An 11790-nucleotide genomic window follows, 5' to 3' on the forward strand; every position below is an offset into this window, starting at 1 on the left:
CTGGGAGGCTGAATGATCGCCAGCCTCGCTGCGTTCGCGGCTCTCGCGCTCGTCACCCCCTACGCCACGAGGCTGCTCGGCCGCCGGGTCTTCGCCGTCATCGCGCTGCTGCCTGCCGCGGTGTTCGTGCTGCTGCTCACGTGGTTGCCGGGCGTGCTGGCCGGAACGCCCATCGTCGAGACCGTCACGTGGATCCCGGCCCTCGACATCTCGCTGAGCTTCCGGCTCGACGCGCTCGCGCTGCTGCTCTCGCTCATCGTCACCGGCATCGGCGCCCTCGTGCTGCTCTACTGCACACGCTACTTCCGCGACGACGAACCGGCGCTGGGGCGCTTCGCGGCGCTGCTCCTCGCCTTCGCGGGCGTCATGTTCGGCCTCGTCACCGCCGACGACGTCTACATCATGTTCACGTTCTGGGAAGCCACGAGCGTGCTCTCCTACCTGCTCATCGGCCACTACACCGGCCGCAAAGAGAGCCGCGGTGCCGCGCTGCAGGCGCTCACCGTGACGACGTTCGGCGGGCTCGCGATGCTCGTCGGCCTCGTCATCCTTGCGGTCGCGGGCGGAACGACCTCGCTCGCCGAACTCATCGCGAACCCCGTCACCGGCCCGGCCGGCGAATGGGCGATCGCGCTCATCCTCGTCGGGGCGGTGTCGAAGAGCGCGCTCGTGCCGTTCCATTTCTGGCTTCCGGCCGCGATGGCCGCGCCCACCCCGGTGAGTGCCTACCTGCACGCCGCGGCGATGGTCAAGGCAGGCGTCTACCTCATCGCGCGACTCGCCCCCGGCTACGCCGAACTCGAGGTGTGGCATCCGATCGTCATCGGCCTCGGCACGTTCACCATGCTCGTCGGCGGATGGCGCGCCCTACGGCAGTACGACCTCAAGCTGCTCCTCGCCTACGGCACGGTCAGCCAGCTCGGATTCCTCGTGATGGTCACCGGATTCGGCACGCGCGACGCGGCGCTCGCAGGGGTCGCGCTCCTGCTCGCGCACGCGCTCTTCAAGGCGGCCCTGTTCCTCGTCGTCGGCATCGTCGACCACGCGGCGGGCACACGCGACTGGAGAAAGCTCTCAGGACTGGGCCGTCGCATGCCCGTCGTCGCGACGATCGCGTTCGTCGCCGCCGGTTCGATGGCGGGCGTGCCGCCACTGCTCGGCTTCGTCGCCAAAGAGGCCGTGTTCACCGCCGAGCTCGAGGCTGCGGTCGCGGGCGACGGCTGGGGCTGGGTCGCGCTCACGGGCGCGTTCCTCGGCTCGGTGCTCACCGTCGCCTACAGCGCGCGATTCCTGTGGGGCGCGTTCTTCACGCGAGCGGATGTCCCGGCCACGCCCCTGCACCGCGAGGGCGCGCTCATCGCGACCGCGCCGGCGCTGCTCGCCGCGGCGAGCGTCGTGTTCGCGTTCACCGTGCCGTACATCGAGCCGTTGCTCGCCGCCTACGCCGACACCCTGCCCGGTGCCCGCGAATACCACCTCGCCCTCTGGCACGGGCTCGAACCCGCCCTCGCCCTGTCGGCCGCGGTGTTCGCGATCGCGGCGTTGCTGATCTGGGGGCGTGAGCGCGTCGCCCGCATGCAGGCCGCGATGCCGCCGACCCTCGACGCGGCACGCGGCTACCTCGGCATCGTCTCGGTCGTCGATCGCATCGCGGCCTGGGTCACGACGGCATTCCAGGTGCGCGGGCTCACCGGCTACCTGGCGATCATCATGGCGGTCTTCATCGGCGGTCTCGGCAGCGCGGCGCTCATGAACCAGACCTGGCCCGACGAGGTGCGGCTCTGGGACTACCCGGCGCAGCCGTTCATCGCGCTCGTCATGATCATCGCGGCGGTGGTCGCGGCCATCGTTCGCGCACGGGTCACCTCAGTGCTGCTCGTGAGCGTCACCGGGTACGGGCTCGTGCTGCTGTTCGGTATGTCCGGCGCGCCCGACCTCGCGCTCACCCAGGCCCTCGTCGAGACGATCACCCTCGTCGTGTTCGTGCTCGTGCTGCGCCGCCTGCCCAAGCAGAGCGCGGCGCACCCCACCGCGCTCGGGCGCGCGACCCGCGCCGTCATCGGCGTGCTGGCCGGCCTCGTCATGGCCGTCATCGGCCTCGTGGCGCTCGGCGCCCGCATCGAACCGACCATCGCCGAGGGCCTGCCCGCGCTCGCGATCGAGGCGCACGGCACGAACATCGTGAACGTCATGCTCGTCGACATCCGCGCATGGGACACGCTCGGCGAGATCTCGGTGCTCGTCGCCGTCGCCACGGGCGTCGCCAGCCTCATCTTCGTGTCGGGCCGCACCGGGGGAGCCCCGCGTCTCGACGCGCTGCCCGACCGGCGCAATCGCCTGCAGCCCGTCCCCGAGCTGGCCTCGAGCATGCGCGCGGCCCGTCCCCGCCTCGCCGATGTCGACGACGAGACCGACGCCGCCGCCGAGGCGCACGAGACCCGCCAGACCTGGCTGCTCGCGGGGCGCACCCTCTCGGCTCGCAACCGGTCGATCCTCATCGAGGTGCTCGTGCGGCTGCTCTTCCACCCCGCGATCATCGTGTCGGTGTACCTGCTGTTCGTCGGCCACAACGCGCCCGGCGGCGGCTTCGCCGGCGGTCTCCTGGCCGGGCTCGCCCTCGTCGCGCGCTACCTCGCCGGCGGCCGCTACGAGCTCGGTGAGGCCGCCCCCATCGACGCCGGCCGGCTGCTCGGCACGGGACTGCTGCTCGCCGCCGGCACGGCCGCGTCGTCGCTGTTGTTCGGACTCACGGTGTTCGAGTCGACGTGGTTCGAGGCCGATGTACCGCTGCTCGGTCACCTGTCGATCGGCACCTCGACGCTGTTCGACATCGGCGTGTACCTCGTCGTCGTCGGACTCGTGCTCGACATCCTGCGCTCGCTCGGCGCCGAGGTCGACCGGCATCAAGAGGACTCCGAAGAGGGCGCCGACGTGCCCGAGGAGGTGCGCGCATGACCGCATCGCTGACCCTCGTCGTCCTCATGGCGGTGCTCTTCGGCGCCGGCATCTCGGTGATGCTCGAACGCAGCCTCACGCGCGTGCTCATCGGGTTCCTGCTCGTCGGCAACGCCGTGAACATCCTCATCTACCTGATGAGCGGAGCCCCGGGCCTCGCACCGATCCTCTCCCCCGGCGTCGACGAGGCCGAGATCTCCGATGCGCTCCCGCAGGCATTCGTGCTCACCGCGATCGTCATCAACCTCGGCATCACCGCATTCATGCTCGCCCTCATCTACCGCTCATGGTGGCTGGCCCGCCTCGGGCCCAAGGGCGACCTCGTCGACGACGAGGCCGAACTCGCCGAAGATGCCGAAGAGGCCGCCGACCTCATCCGCTCCTCCGCGGCCGACGACGCCGCGATCCAGTCGATCATCGAGGCGAGCGACGAGGAATTCGACGAAGAGCTCGAGCGCGAGGCATCCGCTCGCGATGATGAGCACGACGACGAGGGGGCCCGCCGATGACCGCCACGCTCGTCCCACTCGTCGTGCTGCTGCCGCTGCTCGGCGCGGCGACCACCCTCATCCTCGGACGGTACCGCCGCGCGCAGATCGCCGTGGCCGTCGGTGTGCTGGCCGCCGTCACGGTGATCGCGGCCGTGCTGCTCGTCATGGTCGACACGACGGGTCCGGCCGTCGTCTACGTCGGCGGGTGGGATGCCCCGTGGGGCATCACCCTCGTCGTCGACCGGCTCTCGGCGATCATGCTGCTGATCTCGGCGATCATGCTCGTCGTCGTGCTCGTGTACTCGGTGGGCCAGGGCATCGCCGACCAGCATCGTGAGACGCCGGTGTCGATCTTCCACCCCTCGTACCTGATCCTGTCGGCGGGAGTCTTCAACGCGTTCATCGCCGGCGACCTGTTCAACCTCTACGTGGGATTCGAGATCCTGCTCGCCGCGAGCTACGTGCTGCTCACGCTCGGGGGCACCGGCGAGCGCATCCGCGCCGGGGTCACGTACATCATCACGAGCCTCGTCTCGTCGTTGTTCTTCCTCTCTGCCATCGCGCTCATCTACGGGGCGACGGGCACGGCGAACATCGCTCAGCTGTCGGTGCGGCTCGCCGAGCTGCCCGACGATGTGCAACTCATCCTGCACCTGCTGCTGCTCATGGCGTTCGGCATCAAGGCGGCCATGTTCCCGCTGTCGTTCTGGCTGCCCGACTCGTACCCGACGGCGCCCGCACCGGTCACCGCCGTGTTCGCCGGGTTGCTCACGAAGGTCGGCGTATACGCGATCATCCGCACCGAGACGTCGATCTTCAGCGACAGCGACCTGTCGGGCCTGCTGCTCGTGATCGGCGGGCTCACGATGCTCATCGGCATCCTCGGTGCGCTGACCCAGGCCGACATCAAGCGTCTGCTGTCGTTCACGCTCGTGAGCCACATCGGGTACATGATCTTCGGCATCGGGCTCGCGAGCCTGCTCGGGCTCACCGCGACCATCTACTACGTCGTGCACCACATCACGGTGCAGACGGCGCTATTCCTGACGACCGGTCTCATCGAGCGGTTCGGCGGGGCGACCTCCATCAACCGGCTCGCCGGGCTGCTCAAGGCCTCGCCGATCCTCGCGGTGCTCTTCTTCATCCCCGCGCTGAACCTCGGCGGCATTCCGCCGTTCTCGGGCTTCCTCGGCAAGGTGGGGCTGTTCGTCGCGGGGGCGCAGGGCACCGCGGCCGATGCTCCGTCGGGGCCGGATTGGCTCATCTGGGTCGTCATCGCGGCCGGCGCCGCGACCTCGCTCATCACCCTGTACGCCCTCACCCGGTTCTGGAACATGGCCTTCTGGCGGCGGCGCGACGAGCTCGAGGGCTACGAGTCGGTGCTGCTCGGATCGGTGCTCGAGGCACCCGAGGGCGCCACGGTCACGGCGACCCGCACCACGCCCGTGCTCATGATCGTCGCGACCGCCACGCTCGTGATCGTCACCGTGTGCCTCACCGTCTTCGCCGGCCCGCTGTTCGACCTCGCCGGCCGCGCAGCCGAGGGACTCAGCGACCCGTCGATCTACGTCTCGGTCGTCTTCCCCGGGGGTGTGCGATGAGCGAGGCGACGCGCGAGATCTCGCGCTGGCGGTCGGTGTGGCGGCAGCTGCCCCTGCTCGTCGGACTGCTCGTGCTGTGGCTGCTGCTCTGGGACCACATCGACGTGCTCACCGTCGTCACCGGGGTGGTGCTCGCCATCGCCGTCACGCGCGCGCTCTACCTGCCGCCCGTACTGCTCAGCGGCCGCTTCAACCCGTGGCGCGGCCTGCTGCTCGGCCTGCGCATGATGTTCGACGTCACGCTCGCGTCACTCCAGGTCGCGGCCTTCTCGCTCTGGCCGTGGTGGAAGCCGACGAACGCGATCATCGCCGTACAGCTGCACACCCGTTCCGACCTCGTGACCACCCTCACGGCCGAGGCCATCTCGGTGGTGCCCGGCACCGTCGTCGTCGACATCGACCGCGAGCGCGGCCTGCTCTACCTGCACGCCCTCGGCACCCGCACGCAGGCCGACATCGACCGCACCTACGGCCACGTGATCGGCACCGAGGAACGCATCGTGCTCGCCATCGGCACGCACGAGCAGGCCGAGGTGGTGCGTGCCGAGCGGCGGGCTCGCCGGCTGAGCGGCGAGAAGTACGTCTCGCGAACCCACGACCCCGGCGCCGGGTCATCCGACCGCTCATCGAACTCCGACCGCCCATCGAACGGAGGCGAATCGTGACCTTCCTCACCGTCGTCGGCATCATCGCCGCCGTCATGTTCGGCATCGGGGCCATCGCCGCGGTCTATCGCCTCATCCGCGGCCCGTCGATCCTCGACCGGGCACTCGCCACCGACGTGCTGCTCGCGATCGCGATGTGCGCGCTCGGCGCCGAGATGGCGATCAACAGGCACACCGACACGCTCGTCGTGCTGCTCGTGCTCGCGATGTTCGCGGTCGTCGGCTCGATCTCGATCGCCCGGTTCATGGCGAAGCAGGATGCCTCATGAGCGCCGCCGAGATCGCTGTCGGCCTGCTCATCCTCGTGAGCGCCTTCCTCTCGATGGCGGCCGGCGTCGGCATCGTGCGGTTCCCCGACGTACTCACCCGCCTGCACGCCGCGACGAAGCCGCAGGTGCTCGGCCTCGCGACCGTGCTGCTCGCGATCGTGCTGCAGGTGCCGACCTGGGGCGTGCTGTCGACGGCGGTGCTGGTGCTGACGTTCCAGCTGCTCACCCAGCCGATGACCGCCCACATGCTCGGGCGCTCGGCCTACCGCACCGACCACGTGCGCCGCGACCTGCTCATCGAAGACGACCTCGGCGACGACATCGTCGCGCACGAGGAACCGAGCGGGAACGCCACGCCGGTCGAGTAGCGACGAAGGAGCGCATCGAGACCCCGTCGCGGGATCTCGATGCGCTCGCCGGAGCTCGCGACTCGATCGACAGCTCTGGCTCGCTCAGCCGCGGCCGCTGAACTCGGGCTTGCGCTTCTGCTGGAACGCCGCGAATCCCTCGCGGTAGTCGGCCGTGTCGCAGAGCGCGGCCTGGGCGCGGTTCTCCTCGGCCATCGACGCCCAGAGCCCGAGGCGCTCGTCGCGAAGGGCGGCGACGAGGCGCTTCGAGGCCACGAACGCCTGGGTCGCGCCGGTCGCCGCGGTGCGGGCTGCGGCGCGGGTGGCGTCCAACACCTCGTCGGCGGGGAACGCCTGCGAGAAGAGCCCTGCGGCGACCGCCTCAGTACCCGACATGAGCCGGCCTGTCACGATGAGGTCCATGGTGCGGTGCGCCCCGAGGCGCTCGACGAACAGGGCGTGCCCGCCCGAGTCGAGGGTCGCGCCGAGGTTCGCGAAGGGCGAGCCGATCTTGGCGTTGTCGGCGACGTAGACGATGTCGCTCGCGATGAGCAGCCCGAGTCCGACGCCGAGGCACGCACCGTGCGCGACCGCGAACGTCGGCGCCGGGAACGCGGCCATGCGCTGCAGCAGCGGCTCGACGATCCCGCCGAGGTAGCCGAGCACGTCGTCGTCACGCGGGTCGACGCCCGAGATGTCGCGGCCGGCGCAGAATGCGCGCCCCTCGCCGCGAAGCACGAGCGAACGGATGTCGCCGGCACGGGCCATCCGCTCGCCCTCGGCATACGCGTCGCTCAGCTCGGCGAGCGCCGCCGGATCGAGCGCATTGAGCTTCTCGGGCGCATTCAGCACGACCTCGGCGACGCCGTCGGCCACACTCAGTTCGATCATCCTGTCCACCCTCTCTTCTCCCCGTTCCGGGGGTGCTTTCGTGCCGGAACCATCGCCGTTCGGGGCGGTCTTCGGCACGAAAGCACCCCCGGAACGAACCTAAACGTCGTAGTCGACCACGACGCGGTCGGACTTGGGGTGCGACTGGCACGTGAGCACGTAGCCGCGCTCGAGCTCGTCGGGCTCGAGCGCGTAGTTCTCGGTCATCGCGACGTTGCCCTCGAGGAGCCGGGCCCGGCACGTGCCGCACACGCCTCCGGCGCACGCGAACGGCACGTCGGGGCGGATGCGCAGCGCCGCGTTGAGGATCGACTCGTTCGCCGACACCGGGCTCTCGACCGTCGACGACTGCCCATCGAGCGTGAACTCGATCGCGACCGTCGGCTCTCCCCGCTCGACCACGACGTGGCGTCCGTGACGCGGCTCGACACGGTCGGCATCGGTCGTGAACAGCTCGTAGCGCACGTGCGCGGGGTCGACGCCCTTCGCCGCGAGGGTGTCGCGGGCGAGCTGCACGAGCTCGAACGGTCCGCACAGGAACCACTCGTCGACCGTCTCGGGGCGGATGAGCAGGTCGAGCATGGTCTCGAGTTTCGGCGCGTCGATGCGCCCCGACAGCAGCGGCGCCGTGCGCTGCTCGCGCGAGAGCACGTGGTGCACCGCGAGTCGCGACGGGTATCGGTCCTTCAGGTCGGCGAGCTCCTCGAGGAACATCACGTCGAGCGTCGATCGATTCGTGTAGACGAGCTCGAACTCGGATGTCGCGGACCGCGCGAGCACCGTATGCGCGAGCGCCATGAGCGGGGTGATGCCGGATCCCGCGGCGATGCCGACGACGTGCTTGCCGTCGAGTGCGTCGAGCGTCGACGTGAACGTGCCCTGCGGGCTCATCACGTCGAGCGTGTCCCCGGCCTTGAGCTCGGAGGTGGCCCACGTGGAGAAGATGCCGCCGAGGTCGCGCTTGATGGCGACCGAGAGGCTGCCGCGTTCCGGCGGCCGGCAGATCGAGTAGCTGCGACGTCGTTCGTGGCCGTCGAGTTCTGCGCGCAGCGCGACGTACTGACCGGGCAGATAGGTGTAGTCGTCGGCGAGGGCGTCGGGCACCGCGAAGGTCACCTCGACCGCGTCGGCCGTGAGCGGCCGCACCTCGGCGACCTCGAGCGGGTGGAAGCGGGCACGATGCCGCTTGGCGACGTCGCTCGTGGACAGCGACTCGCCGCCGACGGTCGACGCGAGGAACGCCTCGGCCACCGACGTGTCTGCCAGCCGGGCCGTCGATGCCGAGGACGCCGTCGACCCCAGATTGCGCGCCGCCATCAGAGCACCTTGAAGTAGTCGAACGGCTCGAGGCAGTCGCGGCACTCGTAGAGCGCCTTGCACGATGTCGAGCCGAAGCGGGCGAGCTCGCGCGTGTTCAGCGAGTCGCAGCGCGGGCACTTCACTGCGAGCTGCAGCCGAACCGGCCCCGAGCCGCGCACGGCCGCCTTGCCCGTGGGCGCCTGGATGCCGTACCGGCGAAGCTTGGCCTTGCCCGCGTCGCTCATCCAGTCGGTCGTCCACGCGGGGGCCAGCACGAGCGACACCTCGACGTCGGCGTAGCCGGCGTGCGTGAGCGCCAGCACCACGTCGTCGCGCATCGCGTCGAGCGCGGGACATCCGCTGTACGTGGGGGTCAACTGCACCCGCACGGCGCCGTCGTCGCCGACCTCGACCGAGCGCAGCACTCCGAGGTCTTCGATCGTGAGCACCGGAACCTCGGGGTCGGTCACCGTCGCGGCGACCTGCCACGCGCGCAGCGCAGCCGGGTCGTCGGGAATCGGGCGAGCGATGGATGCCGCTGCCACGGCCGCGGTCACCACGATGCCCCCGGGTGCTGACGGGCGAGCACCTGCATCTCGGCGAGCAGCGGTCCGAGGTGCTCGGTGTGGCGGCCACGACGACCGCCGCCCGACGCGATGAACGCGGTGCGACCGGTGGGAAGCTCGATCTCGGCCTCCGCGAGCACCTGGTCGACGATCTCGTCGAATCGCTCACGCAGACTCGAGGGCAGCACGGCGACCCCGTCGCTCGCGAGCCGCTCGACGAGCTCGTCGTCGTGGAAGAGCTCATCGACGTACGGCCAGGTGTCGGCGACGGCGGTGATCATGCGGCGGCGCGACTCGTCGGTGCCGCCTGCGAGGCGCAACACCCACTGCGTCGCGTGATCGCGGTGGTAGTCGACCTCTTTCATCGACTTCGCGGCGATCGCCGCGAGCGTGGGGTCGGTCGACGAACTGAGGTCGCCGTACAGCTCGAACAGGTAGGTGGCCACGAAGAACTGGCGGGCGATGGTGTGCGCGAAGTCCCCGTTGGGCTGCTCGAAGATCCAGGCGTTGCGCCAGTCGGGCTCGTCGCGCCAGTAGGCGAGGTCGTCTTCACTACGACCGGACTCGGTGCCCGCGTAGTGCAGCAGCGAACGGGCGTGCCCGAGGAGGTCGAGCGCGATGTTGCCGAGCGCCACGTCCTCTTCGAGCTCGGGGGCCCGTGCGATCCACATGCCGAGCTGCTGCGCGAGCACGAGGGCGTCGTCGCCGAGGCGCAGGGCGTACTCCGCGACATCCGCCGACGCCACGGCGCCCTCGCCGGCCGCGCCCGCGCCGGCGAACTCGTCGGCGAGCGCCAGCCGGTCGACCGTGACCTCGCCGTGCGGGTCGATGTCGGCGTCGCTCACAGGTGCTTCACCCCTTCGCTCTTCGTGTAGTAGACCGCGTGGCGGTAGTTCTTGCCGGCGGGGCTCTCGAAGTACGCGCCCTTCGCGTCGGGGTCGCTCGTCGTGATGGCGTCGGCCGGCACCACCCAGATCGACACGCCCTCGTTGCGGCGCGTGTACAGGTCGCGGGCATTGCGCACGGCCATGTCGGAGTCGGGCGCGTGCAGCGAGCCGACGTGCACGTGGCTCAGGCCGCGGTTGGCCCGCACGAAGACCTCCCACAGGGGCCAGGACTCGGTTCCCGTCTCGCCGGGGGTGCTCATCATGCCACCTCCGCCGCCGCGCGCGCGGCCTGCTTGCGGGCGTACTCGTGGGCGGCCTCGCGCACCCAGGCGCCGTTCTCATGCGCCTCGCGGCGACGTCGCAGGCGCTCGGCGTTGGCGGGGCCGCGGCCGGCGAGCACCTCGTTGAACTCGGTCCAGTCGATCTCGCTCATGTCGTACTCGCCGGTCTCCTCGTTGAAGCGAAGCGCGGGGTCGGGAAGGGTGACGCCGAGCACCTCGGCCTGCGGCACGAGCATGCCGACGAAGCGCTGGCGCAGCTCGTCGTTCGAGAAGCGCTTGATGTTCCACGCCATCGACTGCGCCGAGTTCGGCGACTGGTCGTCGGGCGGGCCGAACATCATGAGGCTCGGCCAGTACCAGCGATTCACGGCATCCTGCGCCATCTCGCGCTGCGCCTCGGTGCCCTGCATGAGTTCGAGCAGGATCTCGAATCCCTGCCGCTGGTGGAACGACTCCTCTTTGCAGATGCGCACCATCGCTCGGCCGTAGGGCCCGTACGAGGCGCGGCACAGCGGCACCTGGTTGCAGATCGCGGCACCGTCGACGAGCCATCCGATCGCACCCATGTCGGCCCACGTGGGTGTCGTGTAGTTGAAGATCGACGAGTAGCGCGCACGGCCCTCGATGAGCTGGTCCATCATCTCTTCGCGCGTGATGCCGAGCGTCTGCGCCGCCGAGTACAGGTAGAGGCCGTGGCCTGCCTCGTCTTGCACCTTGGCCATGAGGATGGCCTTGCGCTTGAGGCTCGGCGCGCGGGTGATCCAGTTCGACTCGGGCTGCATGCCGATGATCTCGGAGTGCGCGTGCTGGCTGATCTGGCGGATGAGCGTCTTGCGGTAGGCCTCGGGCATCCAGTCGCGGGGCTCGATGCGCGAGTCCTTGGCGATGAGATCGTCGAACAGCGCCTGGCCGGCCTCGTTCTCGACCACGCTGAGGTCTGCGGGAGAGGTCATCGTCGACTCCTTGATTCGCGGCGTCCGGGCGCGCGGGGCATCCGGCATTACTAACCGATCGTTCAGTTAGTATATGCTCAAGTTGGGCGTCGCAGCAACGACGCATGAACTCGATGAGGAGCTTCAGATGACGGATGCCGCAACCGATGCCGCAGCGGATGCCCCGACCGCCGAGGCCGCGACCCAGCGCGTGAACCGCGCCATGATGGACCGCGACCTCGCCTCGGCCGCGCTCGGCATGGTCGTCGAGCACGACGACCCGGGTCACGCCGTGGTCTCGATGCAGGTTCGCGACGACATGACGAACGGTTTCCACATCACGCACGGGGGCCTCGTGTTCGCGCTGGCCGACACCGCCTTCGCCATCGCCTGCAACGAGGACGACAACGTCACCGTAGCCGCCGGCGCCGACATCACCTTCCTGAAGTCCACCGTCGCGGGGCAGACCCTCACAGCGACCGCGATGCGCCGTGCGAAGAGCGGTCGCACGGGCCTCTACGACGTGACGGTCGTCGACGACCACGGCGACACGATCGCCGAGTTCCGCGGCCGATCCATCTCCACCAACCGCACCTTCTGACCTGG

The 11790-nt window shown here is 69.8% G+C and carries 13 protein-coding genes; 7 read left to right on the plus strand and 6 right to left on the minus strand.

All coding sequences use genetic code 11. The features are described 5' to 3' along the window. The first annotated feature begins 12 nt into the window (after window positions 1-12). The 6 genes from LSF15_RS12720 to mnhG are packed head-to-tail and all read left to right on the plus strand — an operon-like array spanning window position 13 to window position 6349. Entirely contained in the window at window positions 13-2955 is a 2943-nt protein-coding gene (locus LSF15_RS12720) for a Na+/H+ antiporter subunit A (protein ID WP_232498917.1), read from the plus strand. Further along, on the plus strand, window positions 2952-3464 hold the full coding sequence (locus tag LSF15_RS12725; protein WP_232498918.1) for an NADH-quinone oxidoreductase subunit K: 513 nt from the start codon (window positions 2952-2954) through the stop codon (window positions 3462-3464). Before LSF15_RS12720 ends, LSF15_RS12725 begins: the two co-directional genes overlap by 4 nt. Beyond that, the gene (locus LSF15_RS12730) at window positions 3461-5047 is read left to right on the plus strand and encodes a Na+/H+ antiporter subunit D (RefSeq protein ID WP_232498919.1); all 1587 of its coding nucleotides are present in this window, start codon (window positions 3461-3463) and stop codon (window positions 5045-5047) included. The genes LSF15_RS12725 and LSF15_RS12730 overlap by 4 nt, the downstream gene beginning before the upstream one ends. Continuing rightward, the gene (locus LSF15_RS12735; RefSeq protein WP_232498920.1) at window positions 5044-5712 is read left to right on the plus strand and encodes a Na+/H+ antiporter subunit E; all 669 of its coding nucleotides are present in this window, start codon (window positions 5044-5046) and stop codon (window positions 5710-5712) included. The genes LSF15_RS12730 and LSF15_RS12735 overlap by 4 nt, the downstream gene beginning before the upstream one ends. Continuing rightward, window positions 5709-5981: an MrpF/PhaF family protein gene (locus tag LSF15_RS12740; protein WP_232498921.1), complete on the plus strand. Its 273-nt coding sequence runs from the start codon at window positions 5709-5711 to the stop codon at window positions 5979-5981. The genes LSF15_RS12735 and LSF15_RS12740 overlap by 4 nt, the downstream gene beginning before the upstream one ends. Continuing rightward, the gene (gene mnhG, locus LSF15_RS12745; protein ID WP_232498922.1) at window positions 5978-6349 is read left to right on the plus strand and encodes a monovalent cation/H(+) antiporter subunit G; all 372 of its coding nucleotides are present in this window, start codon (window positions 5978-5980) and stop codon (window positions 6347-6349) included. Before LSF15_RS12740 ends, mnhG begins: the two co-directional genes overlap by 4 nt. A gap of 84 nt (window positions 6350-6433) precedes the next feature. Here mnhG and LSF15_RS12750 read toward each other — a convergent pair whose 3' ends face one another. The 6 genes from LSF15_RS12750 to paaA all read right to left on the minus strand — a co-directional run bounded on the left by LSF15_RS12750 (window position 6434) and on the right by paaA (window position 11205). Beyond that, on the minus strand, window positions 6434-7219 hold the full coding sequence (locus LSF15_RS12750; RefSeq protein WP_232498923.1) for an enoyl-CoA hydratase/isomerase family protein: 786 nt from the start codon (window positions 7217-7219) through the stop codon (window positions 6434-6436). Between the two features lie 99 nt (window positions 7220-7318). Then, a complete protein-coding gene (gene paaE / locus LSF15_RS12755) occupies window positions 7319-8536 on the minus strand; it encodes a 1,2-phenylacetyl-CoA epoxidase subunit PaaE (RefSeq protein WP_232498924.1) in 1218 nt (405 codons plus the stop codon). After that, window positions 8536-9063, minus strand: coding sequence for a 1,2-phenylacetyl-CoA epoxidase subunit PaaD (gene paaD / locus LSF15_RS12760; RefSeq protein WP_232499111.1), 528 nt, complete (start codon window positions 9061-9063; stop codon window positions 8536-8538). The genes paaE and paaD overlap by 1 nt, the downstream gene beginning before the upstream one ends. Before the next feature lie 8 nt (window positions 9064-9071). Next, entirely contained in the window at window positions 9072-9929 is an 858-nt protein-coding gene (paaC, locus tag LSF15_RS12765; protein ID WP_232498925.1) for a 1,2-phenylacetyl-CoA epoxidase subunit PaaC, read from the minus strand. Beyond that, window positions 9926-10231 (minus strand): 1,2-phenylacetyl-CoA epoxidase subunit PaaB, encoded by a 306-nt coding sequence (gene paaB, locus LSF15_RS12770; protein ID WP_232499112.1) that lies wholly within the window; start codon window positions 10229-10231, stop codon window positions 9926-9928. The genes paaC and paaB overlap by 4 nt, the downstream gene beginning before the upstream one ends. Beyond that, window positions 10231-11205: a 1,2-phenylacetyl-CoA epoxidase subunit PaaA gene (paaA, locus tag LSF15_RS12775; RefSeq protein WP_232498926.1), complete on the minus strand. Its 975-nt coding sequence runs from the start codon at window positions 11203-11205 to the stop codon at window positions 10231-10233. The genes paaB and paaA overlap by 1 nt, the downstream gene beginning before the upstream one ends. A gap of 202 nt (window positions 11206-11407) precedes the next feature. Here paaA and paaI point away from each other — a divergent pair, with 202 nt between their 5' ends. After that, window positions 11408-11785, plus strand: a complete 378-nt coding sequence (paaI, locus tag LSF15_RS12780; RefSeq protein WP_372460010.1) for a hydroxyphenylacetyl-CoA thioesterase PaaI — start codon at window positions 11408-11410, stop codon at window positions 11783-11785. Window positions 11786-11790 lie beyond the last annotated feature (5 nt).

The sequence above is a fragment of the Agromyces humatus genome (assembly GCF_021228295.1).
GTDB classification, from domain to species: domain Bacteria; phylum Actinomycetota; class Actinomycetes; order Actinomycetales; family Microbacteriaceae; genus Agromyces; species Agromyces humatus.